A 17,933-nucleotide genomic window follows, 5' to 3' on the forward strand; every position below is an offset into this window, starting at 1 on the left:
CTGGGAAGGAAATCACCTTGAGCGTATTTGCTAACTCCACCACGGTGACCGTCCTACAGGGCGAGTATCGCGTATCGACATCACCAACCGTGGTCTTCTCTACCGTGCTTGGGTCCTGTATCGCGGCATGTATCTACGATGACCAAGTGGGCGTCGGCGGCATGAACCATTTCCTGCTGGCCTCCTCGACGGCCAGCGATAGCGTCAATGCCCGCTACGGGATCCACGCGATGGAACTGCTGATCAACGGCATCATGAAAAAGGGCGCTCGCCGCGAAAACCTGAAGGCAAAGGTCTTTGGCGGCGCCAAGATGTCGGCCAACCTCTCCGATATCGGGGCCTCAAATGCGGATTTTGTCCAGCGCTTTCTGAGGGATGAGGGCATCGCTGTTGTCTCCTCCAGCGTCGGTGGAACCTCGGCACGACGGGTCCGCTTCCACGCTGTTTCGGGTGCTGCACAGCAGACACAGGTGAAGGATGATCGGCGTCTGGGCGAACAGGAACGGGTCGCGGCACGTCCGGCACCGGCTGCCAAGCCTGCGGCAGATGTTGGCGCAGTGACGCTGTTCTAAGGCAGAAAGGGACGGGCAACACGCCTGTGTCCCGTGTCCGCAATCGCCAGAAATTTCAGGAAGGGTCCGCTAGTTTCGGGCCCTTCTTTTTGGTCATGGGTTGAGGCTTTACCAACCCTCTTGCGCCTTGCAGCCTGCCCGGATGAGCCGCTATGATCCAATGTGTCATCCGACGACAGGATCTACCGTGCAACACAACCAGCAGTTCACCCTGCCCAAGGGTCTGGGATCGTGGATAATTCGGTGCGTTGCTTGCCTTGCCCTTGCCCTCACCTTCGTGCTGCCCCGGGCAGCATTGGCCGATCGGTTGACCATCTTTGGCGCAGCCAGTCTCAAAACCGCGTTGGAGCAGATATCGCAGGTCTATGAGGAGCAAACCGGCATCGCCGTTGATCTGTCCCTGGCCGGGTCCTCCCTTCTGGCCCGGCAGCTGCAATATGGTGCACCGGCGGATGTCTTCATTTCTGCCAACGCAGCCTGGATGGACTGGGCCCAGAGCCAAGACCTGATTGCTGCGGATACCCGGTTCGATCTGCTCGGCAACTCTCTGCTCCTGATTGCACCCGCCGCCGCACAACAAAAGAGTGACGCGCTGTCACTGAACGACGGGTCAGGGCTTCTGGAACAGGTGCAGGATCGCCCGCTGGCGATGGCGTTGGTTGATGCAGTGCCAGCAGGCATCTACGGCAAATCCGCGTTGCAGCACCTCGGGCTCTGGGATCAATTGCACCCACATATTGCCCAGACAGACAATGTTCGGGCAGCCCTGGCGCTTGTCCGCCGTGGAGCGGCCGGGCTTGGCATCGTCTACGGCTCCGATATTATCGGAGTGAGCGACGTTACCGTCGTTGACCGGTTCCCCGCAGACAGCCACGGGCCGATAGTCTACCCTGCCGCGGCAACCCACAATGGGCAGAAGGCCATGGATTTCCTCACTTTCTTAAGCAGCCCGATTGCGAAAGACATCTTTGTCGGGCAAGGTTTCACCGTTCTAGTGGAGTGATCCTTCGACATGCAGTGGCTTGGTCCCGAGGAATGGCAGGCTGTCGCCCTGTCCTTGAAAGTGTCGTTCTGGGCAACCCTGCTGTCGCTTCCTCTGGGGCTGATGGTGGCGCTGGCGCTGGCGCGCGGGCAGTTTCGGGGCAAGGCCCTGCTGAACGGGGTGGTCCATCTGCCCCTGATCCTGCCACCGGTGGTGACCGGCTACATTCTGTTGATTGTGTTCAGTGGCCCCAGCCCGGTCGGCACGGCCTTGAATGCGGTCGGGATCACATTTGCCTTTCGCTGGACCGGCGCTGCGCTCGCCGCCGCGATCATGGGGTTCCCGCTGATGGTGCGCGCCATGCGCCTGTCGCTGGAGGCCGTAGATCCAAGATTGGAACAGGCCGCTGCAACGCTTGGCGCATCGCGGTTCTGGGTTTTCGTGACCATCACTCTGCCCCTGATCCTGCCCGGCGTGCTTGCGGGTGCTGTGCTTGGCTTTGCCAAGGCGATGGGCGAGTTTGGAGCAACAATCACCTTCGTCTCCAACATCCCCGGCCAGACGCGGACCATTCCCTCGGCGATCTACGCCTTCCTGCAGGTTCCTGACGGTGAAAATGCCGCGCTGCGTCTGGTGATCGTCTCCGTTGTCATCGCCATGGCAGCTTTGCTGGCCTCCGAATGGCTAGCGCGACGGGTGGCAAAACGTGTGCGGGGCGCCACATGCTAGAGGTCAAGCTTACCCATCAACTGGGGCAACTTGCCGTTGATGTCGATTTTGCAGCGCCGGCCGGGGTGACCGTCCTGTTTGGCCGCTCCGGCGCCGGGAAAACCACCGTCACCAACGCGGTCGCAGGCCTTTTGAAACCGGCCACTGGCAAGATCCGCGTAAAGGATCGCATTGTTCTGGACACCAGTGCTGACATCAACATCCCGCCTCATCGACGCCGCATCGGTTATATCTTTCAGGATGCCCGGCTCTTCCCGCATATGACGGTGGCAAAAAACCTCTCTTACGGTCAACGGTTTATCGGCAAGAACCGTAAGGCAGCGCCATTTGACACCGTGGTCGACATGCTAGGGCTGGGCGGGCTGCTGAAACGCCACCCGACACGTCTCTCCGGGGGCGAGAAACAGCGCGTGGCCATCGGCCGTGCATTGCTGGCCGCACCGGACATGATACTGGCGGATGAGCCTCTTGCCGCGTTGGACGAGGCGCGAAAGGCAGAGATCCTGCCCTATCTTGAGCGGCTGCGCGACGAATTTTCGGTGCCGATACTCTATGTGACTCATTCCGTTGCCGAGGTTGCCCGCCTGGCAACGACAGTGGTCGCCCTGCAGGATGGAAAATGCAGTCGCGTTGGTCCTGCCGATGTTGTCCTCGCTGATCCGGCCATCATGCCGACCGGCGTGCGCGGCGCGGGCGCTATCCTTCAGGCCGTCGTTGAGCAGCACCATCCAGATGGGCTGAGCGAACTGAATGCCGGTGGCATTGCGCTGTTCCTGCCGCAGGTGCCACATCCGCCGGGTCAAACCGTGCGTGTGCGAATATCGGCACACGAGGTGATCCTCTCGCGTGAGCGCCCCATCGGCCTGTCTGCGCTGAACATTCTTCCGGGCCGGATCACCGCCCTGCGCAGCGGCGGGGGACCGGGTATTATGATATCATTGCAGACGCCCGCCGGCGCCCTGTTGGCGCGGGTCACCCGACGATCTGCCGTTGCGCTGAACCTCGCTGTTGGGACACAGTGCCATGCTATCGTTAAATCCGTGTCCGTTGCACCCGAGGACGTGGGCGGTGCGCACAGGGGCAAACATATGCCGCATGAAATCTCACGGTAAACCGTGTGCGCTCTGCTGATTTCTCTCGGCAGAGGCCAGTCGCTGCGGTATGCCCGAAGGGTGACAGGCCATCAGCAAACGGTGTCCGACACCCGTCACGCCAAGGAGGGAGGCGCAAGTGCAGCACCAGACAATCGAGACGACGTCTCCCGAGGCTAAAGGCCGTCGGTCATGACGCACGAGCCGGGTCGCAGCCTCTGGCAGGAAACCACCCGCGAGGTGCTCTCGGCCCCCGCTTTGACCGGCGAGGTTTCGGCCGATCTCGTTGTCATCGGCGGCGGCTACACCGGCTGCTCCGCCGCTTTGCGCGCGGCAGAGATGGGTGCTGATGTCTGCCTGCTGGAGGCCGATAGCTTTGGCGCAGGCGGATCCGGGCGGAATGTCGGGCTGGTCAACGCCGGTCTCTGGCTGCCGCCAGAAGAGATCAACGCCGCATTGGGAACTGTGGCTGGCGCGCGGCTTTCGGAGCTGCTGGCAGCAGCGCCCGCAGCTGTCTTTGATCTGATCAAGACCCATCAGATCGACTGTGAACCGGTCCATAATGGAACATTGCATTGCGCCCATGCGCCCTCTGGGTTGAAGGATCTTCACAATCGCCACCGACAGCTGGCTGCGATTGGCGCTCCGGTCAGATTGCTGTCGCGCAGCGAAGCAATTGCTCGGGTCGGCAGCAACGCGGTCCATGGCGCGTTGTTCGACCCCCGTGCCGGCACGATTCAACCGCTGGCCTATGCCATCGGATTGGCCCGCGCCGCGATGGCCCAGGGGGCCCGTCTGCACGCCCAGTCTCCGGTCGTGACTCTTGACCGTCACGCCACTGGCTGGCTCGTCGCAACGCCCGGTGGCACGGTGCGCGCCAGACATCTGATCATGGCGACCAATGCCTATCCGCAACCCATCGCGGGCTACGCAGCACCGGCGTCTATTCCGGTCAGCTATTTTCAGGCTGCAACAGCGCCGCTGCCCGATGATTTGGCCAACGAGATCCTGCCGCAGGGCGAAGGCTGCTGGGACACGGGTCTGATCATGTCTTCCTGGCGCCGCGACCGTGCGGGGAGGCTGATCATCGGCGGCATGGGGGAACTCTCACACCCAGCCGGCCGTGTGCACAGCAACTGGTTGCGGCGCAAACTGGCGCGCATGTTCCCTGCTCTTGCAGACTACCCGCTCGAGACGCAATGGGCAGGCAAAATCGCCATGACAACGGAGTACATCCCCAAGATTATAGATCTTGGTCAAGGGTTTGCCTGTTTTGGATATTCGGGCCGGGGCATCGGTCCCGGCACGCTCTTTGGCAGACGCATGGCAGACGCGCTGATTGGTGAAGACCCATCTCAGCTGCCAGTCCCATTGAGCCACCATCACCGGTTGCCCTTCGCAGGTTTGCGTGGCGCCTATTACGAAACAGGGGCCACGCTGATCCATCTGTTGGCCGAACGCTCGGGCTCAAGATCGCCAGCTGCTGATCAGTAGCAGCTGGCGATGGCCGCCCCGACAGATGTCAGAAGCTTCGGATAGAAATCCGGGCCAAGATCCAGCGTTACACCCAGTGGATCAACAACAGCTGTGCGCGCCTCCGTACCGTCCAGAACCGTCGCGACCAGGCCCGGGTTAAACTGCGGCTCTGACAGCACACATTGCACTTTCATCTCTTGGACCGTCGCGCGAATCTCCGCGATCCGCGCCGGGCTTGGATCAGAGGCATCGCTGAGCGAGATCGCACCGGCGGCCTGAACACCGAACCCGGTTTCAAAATACTGATAAGCATCGTGAAAAACCACAAACGGCTTGCCCGCAACCGGGGTCAGTTTGGCGGAGATTTCAGCGGTCGCCGCCGCAATTTCAGCCTGCCCCTCTGCGGCGTTCCGCAGGTATAGCGCTTCATTGTCGGGATCGGCGTCAGCCAGGGCCTCGGCGATGACCTGCAACCAGGCGCTGCCGTTCTCCGCCATCAACCAGGCATGCGGATCCAGGCTTCCCGGCTCGTGCCTGTGGCCGTGATCGTCGTGCCCCTCCTCATCGTGATGGGCATCATTGTGGTCATCCCCATGCCCCTCATGATGGTCATCGGAGTGTTCTTCTGCGTGCTCATCGTGATCACCGCGCCCGAACTGAACTGTGTCACGCACCGTCAGCTGCCGCGTTGTGTCAGCCTCAAGCAGGGAGATAACCGTGGCGTCAGAGGCCAGCGTCGCGATAGGCCCCTCCAACCATGGGGTCAGCCTCGGGCCAACCCAGAACACCAGATTCGCCTGATCCAATGCCCGCGCTTCCGAGGGGCGCATCGCGTGGCTATGCGGCGAAGCGCCGGGCGGCACCACAAGCTCAGGGGCGCCAACCCCCTGCATCACCCGCGAGACGAGGCCATGGACTGGCGTGATATCAGCCGCGACCGTCGGAACCTCGGCGAGAGCTGTCGTCGCTGTGGTACAGACAGTTGCGGCAATTGCAAGATAGCGGAGATGTCCCATGATGGCCTCATGTAATTGTATAACATTACGGCGGTTGATAAACGTCATAACATAACATATCAACCCCGAAAGAGAGACCGCCCAACGGAGCCTCAGATGGACCCCATCGGATTTCATGCGCACGACCACAGCCATTGCATAAACGACGGTATCGCCGTTGCAGATGCCCATTGCCGTGCACATGGCCTGCAATTCACCCCGGTACGCCGCCGCGTGCTGGAAATCCTGCTCCAGGCCCATCGCGCCATGGGCGCCTATGATCTGCTCGACATCCTGCGCGACGAAGGGCTTGGATCACAGCCACCAATCGCCTATCGCGCCTTGGATTTTCTGGTGAAGAACGGCTTTGTGCACAAGATCGAACGACTCAACGCCTTTGTGGCCTGTAGCCATCCCGGCGACGATCACGCGCCGGTCTTCATGATCTGCCGCACCTGCAACGCGGTTGCCGAAGCCCCCTCGCAAACCACCAACGGTCGTCTGGGAACTGCCGCCCGCGAGGCAGGATTCCTGATCGAACGGACGGTGATGGAGGCCGAGGGCCTGTGCCCCAAATGCCAGCAGGACGACGCGCAATGACACTGGTCAATCTGGACGGCGTCACCGTACGCCACAATGCAAACCCCGTGCTGCACAACGTCGACTTTGCCATTAACCCCGGAGAGATTGTCACGATCGTTGGCCCCAATGGTTCCGGCAAATCGACCTTTTTGCGCACCATCATCGGCGCGCTGAGTCCCACCCGCGGCACCGTGTCAAAGGCACCGGGACTTCGGATCGGCTATGTGCCGCAAAAACTGCATATCGACCCGACGCTCCCGCTGACAGTGCGCCGCTTCCTGAGCCTGCCCAGCCCCGTGACCGACGCCGCAGCACGAACAGCGCTGGAGCAAGCGGGCGCCGGGCAGCTGATGAAACGCCAGATGACCGGTCTTTCGGGAGGTCAGTTCCAGCGAGTTCTGCTGGCGCGCGCCCTGCTGTGCGATCCACAGCTGTTGATCCTTGATGAGGCCACGCAGGGGCTGGACCAGCCCGGATCAGCCGCCTTCTACCAGCAGATTGAACAGCTGCGCCGCGATCTGGGCTGCGCCATTCTGATGGTCAGTCACGAATTACACGTGGTTATGGCCGCATCGGACCGGGTGATCTGCCTCAACGGTCATATCTGTTGCGAAGGCGCGCCTGCGCATGTCGCCTCCGCCCCGGAATACCGGGCGCTGTTCGGCACCGGCACACAGGGCGCTCTGGCGCTATACCGGCACGAACACAATCATTCCCATGATCACAGCTGCGGTCATGATCACGCGCATGACCCGCAACCTGCAACGCCCGATCTGGTGAGACAACAGTCATGACAATCTTCGACAGCTTTCTGATCCGCGCCGCTTTTGCAGGCGTAGGTGTTGCCCTTGCGGCGGCCCCTTTGGGCTGTTTCGTGGTCTGGCGACGGATGGCGTATTTTGGTGATGCCACGGCCCACGCGTCCATCCTCGGCATCGCAATTGCGCTCAGCTTCGACACGTCGATTTTTGTCGGCGTCCTTGCCATGGCCCTGATCATGGCGACGGTTGTCTCAACCCTCAGCGGTCGGGGCTATGCCGTTGACACGCTGCTCGGGGTGCTCGCTCATTCATCGCTGGCATTTGGTCTTGTGGCCGTCTCTTTCCTGCATGGTGTACGGCTGGATCTGATGGCCTATCTCTTCGGCGATATCCTTGCGGTCAATGGTCAGGATCTCATGATCATCTGGGGCGGCGCGATCCTTGTTGTGGCCCTGTTATGGTGGCGTTGGTCCGCCCTGCTGACCGCGACCTTGAACCCGGATCTGGCCTACGCCGCAGGCATTGATCCGCGCCGCGAACAACTGGTGCTGACCCTGGCGCTGGCGGTTGTGGTCGCCGTAGCGATCAAGGTTGTCGGAGTTCTGCTGATTGCAGCCATGCTGATTATCCCGGCCGCCACCGCGCGCCCGTTTGCCGCGACACCGGAACGCATGACGGTGATTGCAGCCATCACGGGCGCGATCTCGGCGTTGGGCGGATTGCAACTGGCGTTCATGTTCGACACGCCCACCGGGCCGACAATTGTCTGCCTCGCCGCGAGCCTGTTTGCCCTGTCGAGCCTCAAGCAGCTCTTCAGCCGAGCCTGAGGCAACGCCGCAGCACCAGGAAGATGCGCCAGGAAACCCTCATCAGCAAACACCGCAGGCCGGATCAGCAATCGGTCGCCGTCAACCATGGGGTTATTGCCTGATCGCGGCGGTTCTGTCGGCTGGCGCCCGGTGCCATCAGGTGGCGTCAGGTTCCGGTCTTCAGCAACGGGCCGCATTCCACCCATTTGCTTACCGCTCCAAGCAGGGCCTTCTTGTTGATCGGTTTGCTCAGGAAGTCATCCATGCCTGCGGCAAGGCATTCCTCGCGGTGGGACTGCAGGGCATTTGCCGTCAACGCGACGACCGGACAGCGGCGCATCCCCTGCTCTCGTTCGAGCTGACGGATTTCAGCCGTCGCATCTATCCCGTCTTTGACCGGCATCATCATATCCATCAGCACGATATCCGGCTGGTGTTCCGCAAACATGGTCACCGCCTCCTCACCATTCGCGGCGATCAAGACTTCGATGGGAGCCGCCTTCAACATGCGTGATACGACGAGCTGGTTGGTTCGATTGTCCTCCGCCAGCAGCAGTTTCACCTGCGGTATGGCCTCCATATCATCCGCGACCGGTGGCTGAACCGTGTCCTGAGGTGCATCGGCGGGTATCTCGAGCACCCGACTCATAACCGACTGGAGCTGCGCTGCACGCAGTGGCTTCAGCGCAACTTCGCAGCGACCCAGATGTTCGCGTGCTGCCCGATCCAGCGTATTTTCAACCGAGGACAGGATAACGATCGGCAGATCGCGATATTCCGGGATATCTCGGATCCGCTCTGCCAACTCTTTCCCATCCATCCCGGGCATCTGGAAATCTTGCAGAATGACGTCGAAACGCACACCGTCGTGGCGTGCATCCAGCAGAATCTCCAGCGCCTGATGGGCCGATCCGGCGGCGATGCTTTTCACCCCCCAGGTCGCCAACCGCTCAGTCAGAATAATCCTGTTGAGTTCCAGATCATCAACAACCAGTGCCCGCAGCCCCTTGAAATCCCGCTCATCCTGAGCAGGCTTCGGCTGGTTGGGCCGGATCCGCAGTGGCAGCTCAATGGTGAACACCGAGCCCTTGCCCAGTTCCGACCGTACAGAGATCCGCCCGCCCATCAGCGCAAGCAAGCGCGTGGATATCGCAAGGCCCAGTCCGGTGCCCTCATAATTGCGGGTCGCGGCTCCGTCGGCCTGCTCAAAGGCATTGAAAATCAGGTCCAGCCGGTCCTCCGGTATGCCGGTGCCGGTATCGGTGACCGAAATACGCAGATCCGTGTAGCCATCCTCAGACTCGCCTGAGACCTCGATATACACATAGCCGCTGCCGGTGAACTTCACCGCGTTACCCGCCACATTGGTCAGGATCTGGCGGATACGACCAACGTCGCCGTCGTAACATTCCGGCAGGTTCGGATCATAGCGAAGTGTCACCTCGACATTCTTCTCCGCGGCTTTGGGCGACAACAGTGTCACGACGTCCTCAATTGCGGTCTGCAAGTTGAAGGGCGCGCGGTCCAGCTCCATCTTGCCCGCCTCGATCTTCGAAAAATTCAGAATGTCGTTGATGATCGTCAGCAGCGCCGAGCCAGACTTGGCAATCGTCTCGGCATACATGGTCTGGTCTTCGTCCAGATCCGTCTCCAGGATCAGTTCCGCCATGCCGATGACGCCATTCATCGGAGTGCGGATTTCATGGGACATATTGGCCAGGAATTCGGATTTGGCCCGGTTGGCGATATCAGCCGATTTCCGCGCCTCATCCAATGCGTACTCACGCTCGTCCCGCTCTTCAAAGGTATCCTCAAGCACACCGACAGAGAAATCCAAGGCCCGAAACTCGCGCGAGGCAAACCAGGGCAGCCGGGCCTGCCGGTTCGACAAGCCGGCGATCGCATCCGACATGCGCTGGTGAATGATCTGCAATGGGCGCAATGCCAGCACGCTCACCAATATCAGCACCAGAATGGACAGCACTGCCACGGCCACCACCGTCCACATGATGGTCTGGCTGACCTTGTGCTGAACCATTGCCTGCCCCTCACGGGTAGACCAGTGAACAACCATATTGCCAAAATCGAACCCGTCGAGCGTGATCGGGCGGTCATACATCACAAAGTCATCCGGCCCCACCTGATCCGTACGGCCCGCCTCCGCGATCGGAGTACCCGCGCTATCCTGGATCTGGATCTTCAGGAGTTTGGGATTGCGGGTAATCGCCTCGGTCAATCCGGTTTCCAGCACCGGCACATCTTCGACGATGATCGATTCAAGCATCAGCCCGCTCAGCAACGAGATGGTCAGCTCAGCCTGCTCTTTCAATTGGTCCTGCAGGTTGCGGGTCTCGTAGCGACGCGCAACATCGCCGATCGCCACCGCCACCAGCAGGGCAGCCAGCGACAATGACAAGACGATCTGAAAGAGTATGCCCGTACGTTTCATGGGAGACCTCGGTGACGACGCTAAAATGCCTGGCTCTGCTCCATCGCATCGCGGATCAGGTCGTAGTCGGAGTCGGCCCCCTGAAGAAAGCCGTTTTTGGACACTCGGCGCACGATCTCTTCATTTTCTGACGACAGCATGATCTCCCGCATGGCCAGCAGCACCTCCTCGGAGAGGGTCGAGGATGCAAGCCAGGGTTTTGTCACATTATCAAAGCTCGCCAAGATCCGAATCGGCACCCCTTTGGCGATCAGTTTCTTGTAGGTGCTCTCTTTCAGGGCACCTGCCGTGAATTTTCCGGCGCCAACCGCCTCCCCCACCAGATCGTGGCGGCCGAGGTACTCATAGGTATGCAGATCACCGCTGTCGATCCCGGCCTCAAGCAGCTGGCTCTGGGCGAGGTAGCGCCCGATCGTCGACAGCTCATCCCCGAAGGCAAAGCTGAGCCCCGCAAGATCCGACAGTTGAGTGATGGTGCTGTCGCGATGCACGACGATCACACCCTTAAAACGCTTGCGCCCCTTCTTGGATTCCATGGCAACAATCCTGATGTCGGGGTTCTGTTTCATCACATGCACATAAGAGGCCGGACCGAAACGCGCGAAATCCACCTCGCCATTAGCGAGCTGGTCGATACCCTCTTGATATTCCTTGGCAACTGTCATCCGAATGACAACTTTTTCGCCCAGCACCTCGCCCAGACGGTTCGACAGGAACGTCAGGAAGGGGCGGTATTTCTTAACCGTTACCGTCGGTTTATCCGCAGCATAGGTCCCAAAAGTCAGGGTTATTTCGGCGCGTGCTGTCATCGGCGCCAGCAGCGCCATCAGACAGACACAGAATACCAACCACAGGCGGCCCATGCCGGCTGGCTTATTATGATGTTTCGAAGCGGTATGCATCATCGTCTCCAGTCTGAATCCAGGCGCTGCCCGATCGGTGGTCTCGCGCATCTGTTTACCCTGAATAGTGAGAAAATTTGGTTAAGTGGCCCTGAAATAGTATAAATAATTTTACGGCTCGCCTCAGAGCGTGGCATGAATATTAACGTTTCAGTAACGATTTCAGCGCTCTTTTATAAAATTCATCATAAATTTGAAGATCGGGCAGAAGCCCGGCAGGACCTCCCGTGATCAAAAACCACATAATTTCCCGCAGACCCGTTCCCCGCCTATTGCTTGCGGCCGCCCTTTTTTCCGGGTTCGCCCCCGCTGCTGCCTGGGCCATTCCCTCACCGGAACTGGTGATCGGATCGGTATCATCCCTGTCGCAGGTGCTGGCCGTGGCGATCGCGATGATGTCGGGTCTCGGCGCGGTGGTTGCGGCGAAGCTTGGTCTGAAGCCGAAGAGCTCTGCGGTGGCAACACGTTACCCGGTCCGATTGATCACCGGTCTGGTGCTGGCGGCGCTGACACTGGCCGTTATGAATTACTGGCAGTTCAGCAGCCAGCGGGCGGCGGAGCAGGCGCGCCTGCAGGCAACGCTCATGCGGCCGGCGCAGTTTGACGGAACCAAGATCAAGGACGCGGCGCTGAAAGAGACAAGTTTTGCGCGCCAGTCAGATCATCCGCTTGCGATGTCGACAGCCGACGCCGCCGCCGCGTTGGAGGATGGCAACACATTGTTCTACGACATCCGCGAAACCGGCGAAAATGCGATGGGCACCCTGCCCGGCGCGACCCATATCCGTTTTCCGGACTTCGTCGAGAGCCAGCCGGTCAAACCCGGCCAGAAGGTCGTGCTGTTCTGCCATAACGGCAACCGCAGCTCGGAAACCTGTGCCAAGCTGGCGGCGATGGGCATCGACTGCAGCTTCATCGCCGGCGGCATCGAGAAATGGATTGTCGAAGGGCGCGCGTTCTCTGACAAGGACGTGAAATCCCTCTCTGACCTGCGTGCCATTCCGGAATATCCCGGTCGTGATGTGCTGCTCAACACTGCGAATTTCACCGAGTTGATGAACACCGAGGACCTGCAGATCGTCGATACCCGCTACCCCGGGGATTTTGAGGCGGGCCACCTTCCCGGCGCGGTGAACATTCCGATCCGCAAGATGACAACCGCCGATCTGATGCAGCGCATCAGTGAACTTGATCCGACCAAACCAACGCTGGCGGCCTGCTACGACCGTCGCAGCTGTTTCATGAGCCAGGTTCTGGGGCTGGAGCTGTCGCAGAAGGGGTTCGATTTCCGTGGCCGCTACACCCTGCCATGGGAGTATTTTGTCACCCCCAAGCCGAAGCCGCATGTGCAGGCCTGGCTTGCCGATCAGCAAAGCGGCCTCTGGGGCAAGGCGATCTCGGCGCTGGCCGCCGCGCTACTCTGGGTGCATGAGCGCAGCCATATCCTGCTGGGTCTGCTCGCCCTCTCCCTGATCACCCGGATCATGATCCTGCCAGTGGCGTTGAAATCTGAACGCGACCAGATCACCACCAGTGAGACCGCCGATGAGATGAAGGCGCTGAAGGAAGAACTGGCCCATGACCCGGTGCGCAAGGCGCGCGCGGTGCAGGCGTTCTACAAGGACAAGGGCCTGACGCCGATGAAGAACCTCACCGCGCTGCTTTTCCTGCCGGTGATGATGCTGGGCGTCTCCGCCGCGCAAGAGGCCAGCGCCAGCCTTCAGACCCCGTTCCTGTGGATGGCGGATCTCGGAGCGCCCGATCCTCTGTTCATCATGCCGGTGCTGTTCTGCGCGCTCGCCGCCGTCTATCTGCTGTGGGCCGTGGCCAAGACCAAGCGCCAGAAAACCCTGTGGATGGTGCTGGGCATGCCCGCGCTCTTTGCCATGGTGTTCAGCCTCTCGGGCGCCGCCAATGCCTATCTCTGCTTCAGCCTGACGCTCTTGCTGATGCAGCGCGCCTATGTCACCGGCATGCACCGCAAACTGGCTGAGGCGCTGTCGCTGCGCGCCCACAAGCGCCGCCTCGCCAAACTGCCGCGCGGTGTGATCCCAATGGGCTACACCGAGGAGCTGGAGCACGCCGGCAATAAGGCGCTGCGCCTGTCCATTCTCAAAAACGCAGGGCTACCGGTGCCGGGCGGCGTAGTCTTGCGCTCCGATGCAATTCACGATTATCGCGAGATGCCCGACGCCCGAAAAGACGCATTTGCCGCATATGTTTATCGGCTGGCTGGCGGCAAGCCGGTCGCCGTGCGCTCCTCGGCCAGCAACGAAGATGGCGCTGACCAGAGTTTTGCTGGAGTGTTCGAATCCGTGCTGGACGTCACCGCGGAGACCATGCGCGCCGCCTTGGATGAAGTTGTGACCAGCTTCTCGTCCGAGCGCGCCGCCAGCTATTCGGGCGAGGGCGACAGCACCGATCAGGGCAACATCGTAGTGCAGGAAATGGTGCAGGCAGACTACGCCGGCGTTCTCTTCACCCAGGATCCGATGGCCCCCGGCATGTGCATGATCGAATGGGTCGAAGGCTGCGGCGAGGATCTGGTCTCTGGCCGCGTCACCCCGACGTCTTTACGCTTTGGCCGCTATTCGGGCTTGCCTGCGGCGGAAGATCAGGACCAGACGCTGGACATGGCGCCGCTGCTGGCGCTTGGCCGCCAGATCGAGGAGACCTTTGGCTGCCCGCAGGATGTGGAATGGGCCTATGCAAACGGCCAGTTCCAGATCGTGCAAAGCCGCGACATTACCACCCTGTCGCTTGGAACCGAAGCTGAGCGGATCCGGCTTCAGGAATGGCGCGATCTGCTGGACCATTACGCCGGGGTGGATCCGGACAAGCCGCTGCTGGAACAGGATGAGATGTCCGAAGTGCTGCCGCGCCCGACCCCGCTGTCTTTCTCGCTGATGGGCAGCCTCTGGGCGCCGGGCGGCAGCGTCGATCTGGCCTGCCGCGCCTTGAGCGTCCCCTATAACCTGCCGGAAGGCCGGGCGGGTCATCTGGTGAACCTCTTTGGCAAGACCTACGTCGATGTCGGCCTAAAAGAGCAGATGACGCTGAAACTGACCGCCGCCAAGGCCAAGCAGCTGCGCAGGCAGGCCCGCCCGATGATCACCCGCATGCGCGAGGAGGTGCTGCCCCAGCTCACCGATCAGCTGGCGTTCTGGCAGGCTGTGGACTACACCGCCCTGCCCCGCCAGAAACAGCTTGAGGCGATTGCGACCCTGCGCGATCTCTTTGTCACCGACATCTATGTCGAGGCGGAGAAGGTGAATATTGTCGCTGGCTTTACCATGGGCGAAGCCAGCGCCGCCGCCGCAGGCGATCCGGCCCTGCGCGCCCACCTGATGCACGCCGAACTGCCCCACGCCCCGTCCAGCCTACTGGCCTCCTGTACCGGTGCCAATGCAGAAACCCATGCGCAGTTGCTGATGGGGCATCGCTCGATCTTTGATTACGAACTGTCGGCACCCCGCTATAGCGAAGCGCCCGGCCTGCTGGCCTCCCTGCTCGACAGTTCGGTTGAGCCGATCAGCGGCACCGTGGCCACTCCGGCAAACCTGCCGGAAGATCTGCGCGACACGCTAGAGCTTGCGATCGCCTATCAGGACCTCAAGGAACAGGCCAAACACGAGGCACTGCGGGTTCTGGCGGAGCTGCGCCGGGCGTTGCTGGCCCTGGGGATCGACACCGAGCTGGAGGATCTGATCTTCTACCTGACCATGGAAGAGATCATGACCGGCGACTGGACCCAACCTGAGCTGCTGAAAGAGCACGCCGCCAGCCGCAAACACGTCGAAGATCTGCGCAAGGCCTCGGCGCCAACCGATGTCAGCCTCACCCTGCGTGACTGCGAGCTGCTCTCGCTCGGCGTGCAGGCGGGGTCCGCTGATGGGCATCTGGGCGGCACCTGTGTCGCCGGCAGCGGCACCGTGGAGGCCCGCGTATTCTGGGTTGAAGACGAAACCGCCATCGGCCCGGAGGTCTTTGACGGGTTTCAGGACGGCGACATCCTGGCATGTCGCATGATCAACCCGGCCTGGCTTCCTTATGTCCAGCGCTCCGGCGCTGTCCTCAGTGAGGTGGGCGGCTGGCTTAGCCATATGGCGATTGTCGCGCGGGAAAAGAACATCCTGATGCTGGTGGCCTGCAAGGGGCTCGACCAGCTGTCCCATGGTGAGCTGATCATGGTTGGCGAGGACGGCTCAATCAACCCGAGCGAGACGCCGGATCTGCAACAGGTCTCGGCCTGATCCACCATCCGTTTTTGCCCCTGCCTGACCCTTCCGGTCTCAAAGGCAGGGGCAGAACATATGTTCCATCTTGCATCTTTTCGCGCAAACGGTCTGAACTGTGGCCATGGACCAGCATCTTGATCCCCGACAGACCCATCGCCTGCTCGACCAGCTGAAGACCGAGATCGACAGCCTGCCCCCCGCCCTCTCGGCGGCGGCGAAATACATCATCGACACCCCCGGCGACTTTGGTCTTGATCCGATCCGTGTCTCGGCGACCAAGGCAGGGGTCAGCGCGAATTCTCTGGTGCGACTGGCCGCACATCTTGGATTTGACAGTTTCGAGGCGTTGCGCGCGCCCTTTCGGGCCGCGCTGACAACCGAGCGTGAGGGCGGATTGGGCCTTGGCTGGCTCGATCGGCTGGAACAGGCTCCCGAAACCACCCGCCACGGTCGCATCGCCCGCAATGAGGTGAACATCGTCGCCCGCTCGCTGCGCCTGATGACCCCCGGGCGCACTGCGGCCATCGTTGCGGCGCTGACCTCGGCGCGACGATGCTATGTTACTGCAACCCGCGCCAGTTACGCATTGGCCTATTACTTCCACTACGTCGGACGAATGGCCTTGCCGGGGCTTGATCTGGCGCCGCGCCACATGAGCACCGCCGTGGACGAGCTGATGGATATCGGCGCCGGGGACTGCCTGATTGCCATGACCTTCGCGCCATATTCATCGGAGACGCTGCAGGCGCTGAGACAGGCGCGCAACAAAGGCGCGACGCTGATCCTCATCTCAGATAGCGAGGTAATCGCGCCCGGATTGCAGCCCGACCACCTGCTGCTGGTGGCCGACAATACGCTGCATCCTTTTGGTGGCTATGGCGGCGCGATGGCAGTGCTTGATTGTCTGCTGACCCATCTGGTCGATGCCGGAGGAGAGGCGGCGCAGGACAGGTTCCGCACCTACGAGACCCTGCGGGAAGACACCGGCGCCTATTGGCGCGGCGGCAAATTGCCAAAGGTCCCGAAATAGCCCGCTTCAGAGCCTGATCGGCCGGTCAGAGCCGCAGGTCGGACTGGTCCGGCGTCAGCACATACTTCAGATCGTACAGCAGCGCATGGTCCCGACCCAAGGCCCGGATCTGCGCGGCCCCCATATCGCGGAATTCCTGATGGGCCACCGCCAGAACCAAACCGTCATAGGCCCCTGGCTGCGGAGTTGTCACCAGATTGACGCCGTATTCCTGCCGCGCCTCATCTGGATCGGCATGGGGGTCATGCACATCCACCGTCAGACCGTATTCCTCAAGGCAGCGCACCACGTCGATTACCCGTGTATTGCGCAGATCGGGGCAGTTTTCCTTGAAGGTCAACCCCATCACAAGGACCCGCGCATCGGCAATGGCCATCTTGCGTTTCAGCATGGATTTGACCATCTGGCTCGCCACATAGGCTCCCATGCCGTCATTCAGCCGCCGCCCTGCCAACAGGATCTCGGGGTGATAGCCCAGCTGCTCTGCCTTGTGGGTCAGGTAATAGGGGTCGACCCCGATACAATGGCCCCCGACCAGACCCGGACGAAAGTTAAGGAAGTTCCACTTGGTTCCGGCAGCACGCAGCACTGCTTCGGTATCAATATCCATGCGGTTGAAAATCTTGGCCAGCTCATTGATCAGAGCGATGTTGATATCGCGCTGGCTGTTCTCGATCACCTTGGCCGCTTCGGCGACGCGGATGCTCTCGGCCTGGTGGGTGCCCGCCGTCACGATCTCACGGTAGAGCGCATCGACACGCGCCGCAATTTCAGGCGTTGAGCCGGAGGTCACCTTGACGATATCCGGCAGACGCCGCGTCTTATCGCCGGGATTGATCCGCTCGGGGCTGTAGCCTGCAAAGAAATCGCGATTGAATTTCAGCCCGGACACGCGCTCCAGAACCGGGACGCAGTCCTCCTCGGTGGCGCCGGGATAGACCGTGGATTCATAGATCACCAGATCGCCGGGTTTGAGCACGCCACCAACCGTTTCAGACGCCCGCAGCAGTGGCGTCAGATCCGGGCGACGGCTGCTGTCGATCGGTGTTGGAACGGTGACGATAAAGATCGTGCAATCGGCAATCTCTGCCGGGTCGCTGGTCAATGTCAGATGCGACGCAGCCGCCAGCGCCTCGGCGCTGATCTCGCGGGTATTGTCCTGCCCTGAGCGCAGCGCCGCAATCCGGTCGTCGCTGATGTCAAAGCCCACTACCGGGCGCGATCGGCCAAATTCCACCGCCAGCGGCAGACCGACATAGCCAAGCCCGATCACGCAAATCCGTTCTGTCCCGCTCATACCGCCGCCTCAATGGTCTT

At 61.1% G+C, this 17,933-nt stretch carries 14 protein-coding genes; 10 read left to right on the forward strand and 4 right to left on the reverse strand.

What is annotated here, in order from left to right:
- Nucleotides 1–17 precede the first annotated feature (17 nt).
- From VWZ87_RS00740 to VWZ87_RS00760, 5 genes are all read left to right on the forward strand, one after another.
- The gene (locus VWZ87_RS00740) at nucleotides 18–572 is read left to right on the forward strand and encodes a chemotaxis protein CheD (protein WP_340547720.1); all 555 of its coding nucleotides are present in this window, start codon (nucleotides 18–20) and stop codon (nucleotides 570–572) included.
- A 187-nt stretch (nucleotides 573–759) separates the two neighbouring features.
- On the forward strand, nucleotides 760–1,575 hold the full coding sequence (modA, locus tag VWZ87_RS00745) for a molybdate ABC transporter substrate-binding protein (protein ID WP_416535346.1): 816 nt from the start codon (nucleotides 760–762) through the stop codon (nucleotides 1,573–1,575).
- 9 nt (nucleotides 1,576–1,584) lie between these two features.
- Complete coding sequence (gene modB / locus VWZ87_RS00750; protein WP_416535347.1) at nucleotides 1,585–2,283, forward strand: molybdate ABC transporter permease subunit; 699 nt, start codon at nucleotides 1,585–1,587, stop codon at nucleotides 2,281–2,283.
- Nucleotides 2,277–3,395, forward strand: coding sequence for a molybdenum ABC transporter ATP-binding protein (gene modC, locus VWZ87_RS00755; RefSeq protein ID WP_416535348.1), 1,119 nt, complete (start codon nucleotides 2,277–2,279; stop codon nucleotides 3,393–3,395). Before modB ends, modC begins: the two co-directional genes overlap by 7 nt.
- Nucleotides 3,396–3,566: 171 nt before the next feature.
- Nucleotides 3,567–4,868, forward strand: coding sequence for an NAD(P)/FAD-dependent oxidoreductase (locus VWZ87_RS00760; protein WP_416535349.1), 1,302 nt, complete (start codon nucleotides 3,567–3,569; stop codon nucleotides 4,866–4,868).
- On the opposite strand, the gene VWZ87_RS00765 is transcribed toward VWZ87_RS00760, so the two are convergent.
- A complete protein-coding gene (locus VWZ87_RS00765; protein ID WP_340547725.1) occupies nucleotides 4,862–5,866 on the reverse strand; it encodes a zinc ABC transporter substrate-binding protein in 1,005 nt (334 codons plus the stop codon). The genes VWZ87_RS00760 and VWZ87_RS00765 overlap by 7 nt on opposite strands.
- 96 nt (nucleotides 5,867–5,962) lie before the next feature.
- Between VWZ87_RS00765 and VWZ87_RS00770 the strand changes: the two genes are divergently transcribed.
- From VWZ87_RS00770 to VWZ87_RS00780, 3 genes are read left to right on the forward strand one after another with little or no spacing between them, the layout of a single operon-like run.
- Nucleotides 5,963–6,445, forward strand: a complete 483-nt coding sequence (locus VWZ87_RS00770) for a Fur family transcriptional regulator (protein ID WP_340547726.1) — start codon at nucleotides 5,963–5,965, stop codon at nucleotides 6,443–6,445.
- Nucleotides 6,442–7,221: a metal ABC transporter ATP-binding protein gene (locus VWZ87_RS00775; RefSeq protein ID WP_340547727.1), complete on the forward strand. Its 780-nt coding sequence runs from the start codon at nucleotides 6,442–6,444 to the stop codon at nucleotides 7,219–7,221. The genes VWZ87_RS00770 and VWZ87_RS00775 overlap by 4 nt, the downstream gene beginning before the upstream one ends.
- Complete coding sequence (locus VWZ87_RS00780; RefSeq protein ID WP_340547728.1) at nucleotides 7,218–8,015, forward strand: metal ABC transporter permease; 798 nt, start codon at nucleotides 7,218–7,220, stop codon at nucleotides 8,013–8,015. The genes VWZ87_RS00775 and VWZ87_RS00780 overlap by 4 nt, the downstream gene beginning before the upstream one ends.
- Nucleotides 8,016–8,163: 148 nt before the next feature.
- On the opposite strand, the gene VWZ87_RS00785 is transcribed toward VWZ87_RS00780, so the two are convergent.
- Entirely contained in the window at nucleotides 8,164–10,446 is a 2,283-nt protein-coding gene (locus VWZ87_RS00785; RefSeq protein WP_340547729.1) for a response regulator, read from the reverse strand.
- 20 nt (nucleotides 10,447–10,466) lie between these two features.
- Entirely contained in the window at nucleotides 10,467–11,348 is an 882-nt protein-coding gene (locus VWZ87_RS00790; protein WP_416535350.1) for a PhnD/SsuA/transferrin family substrate-binding protein, read from the reverse strand.
- A 392-nt stretch (nucleotides 11,349–11,740) separates the two neighbouring features.
- On the opposite strand from VWZ87_RS00790, the gene VWZ87_RS00795 reads away from it, so the two are divergent.
- Both VWZ87_RS00795 and VWZ87_RS00800 read left to right on the forward strand, forming a co-directional pair.
- Nucleotides 11,741–15,601, forward strand: a complete 3,861-nt coding sequence (locus tag VWZ87_RS00795; RefSeq protein ID WP_416535509.1) for a PEP/pyruvate-binding domain-containing protein — start codon at nucleotides 11,741–11,743, stop codon at nucleotides 15,599–15,601.
- A gap of 106 nt (nucleotides 15,602–15,707) precedes the next feature.
- Nucleotides 15,708–16,616: a MurR/RpiR family transcriptional regulator gene (locus VWZ87_RS00800; RefSeq protein ID WP_416535351.1), complete on the forward strand. Its 909-nt coding sequence runs from the start codon at nucleotides 15,708–15,710 to the stop codon at nucleotides 16,614–16,616.
- A 25-nt stretch (nucleotides 16,617–16,641) separates the two neighbouring features.
- On the opposite strand, the gene tviB is transcribed toward VWZ87_RS00800, so the two are convergent.
- On the reverse strand, nucleotides 16,642–17,913 hold the full coding sequence (gene tviB / locus VWZ87_RS00805; protein WP_416535352.1) for a Vi polysaccharide biosynthesis UDP-N-acetylglucosamine C-6 dehydrogenase TviB: 1,272 nt from the start codon (nucleotides 17,911–17,913) through the stop codon (nucleotides 16,642–16,644).
- Between the last annotated feature and the right edge of the window lie 20 nt (nucleotides 17,914–17,933).

This window comes from Phaeobacter sp. JH20_37 (genome assembly GCF_048056015.1).
GTDB classification, from domain to species: Bacteria; Pseudomonadota; Alphaproteobacteria; order Rhodobacterales; family Rhodobacteraceae; genus Phaeobacter; species Phaeobacter bryozoorum.

Excerpts from the sequence above, each read along its gene's own strand:
- VWZ87_RS00770 (WP_340547726.1), top strand. The coding sequence starts at position 5,963 with ATGGACCCCATCGGATTTCATGCGCACGACCACAGCCATTGCATAAAC.
- VWZ87_RS00790 (WP_416535350.1), bottom strand. The coding sequence starts at position 11,348 with ATGCATACCGCTTCGAAACATCATAATAAGCCAGCCGGCATGGGCCGC.
- VWZ87_RS00800 (WP_416535351.1), top strand. The coding sequence starts at position 15,708 with ATGGACCAGCATCTTGATCCCCGACAGACCCATCGCCTGCTCGACCAG.
- VWZ87_RS00765 (WP_340547725.1), bottom strand. The coding sequence starts at position 5,866 with ATGGGACATCTCCGCTATCTTGCAATTGCCGCAACTGTCTGTACCACA.
- modC (WP_416535348.1), top strand. The coding sequence starts at position 2,277 with ATGCTAGAGGTCAAGCTTACCCATCAACTGGGGCAACTTGCCGTTGAT.
- VWZ87_RS00795 (WP_416535509.1), top strand. The coding sequence starts at position 11,741 with ATGATGTCGGGTCTCGGCGCGGTGGTTGCGGCGAAGCTTGGTCTGAAG.
- modB (WP_416535347.1), top strand. The coding sequence starts at position 1,585 with ATGCAGTGGCTTGGTCCCGAGGAATGGCAGGCTGTCGCCCTGTCCTTG.
- tviB (WP_416535352.1), bottom strand. The coding sequence starts at position 17,913 with ATGAGCGGGACAGAACGGATTTGCGTGATCGGGCTTGGCTATGTCGGT.
- VWZ87_RS00760 (WP_416535349.1), top strand. The coding sequence starts at position 3,567 with ATGACGCACGAGCCGGGTCGCAGCCTCTGGCAGGAAACCACCCGCGAG.
- VWZ87_RS00785 (WP_340547729.1), bottom strand. The coding sequence starts at position 10,446 with ATGAAACGTACGGGCATACTCTTTCAGATCGTCTTGTCATTGTCGCTG.
- VWZ87_RS00775 (WP_340547727.1), top strand. The coding sequence starts at position 6,442 with ATGACACTGGTCAATCTGGACGGCGTCACCGTACGCCACAATGCAAAC.
- VWZ87_RS00780 (WP_340547728.1), top strand. The coding sequence starts at position 7,218 with ATGACAATCTTCGACAGCTTTCTGATCCGCGCCGCTTTTGCAGGCGTA.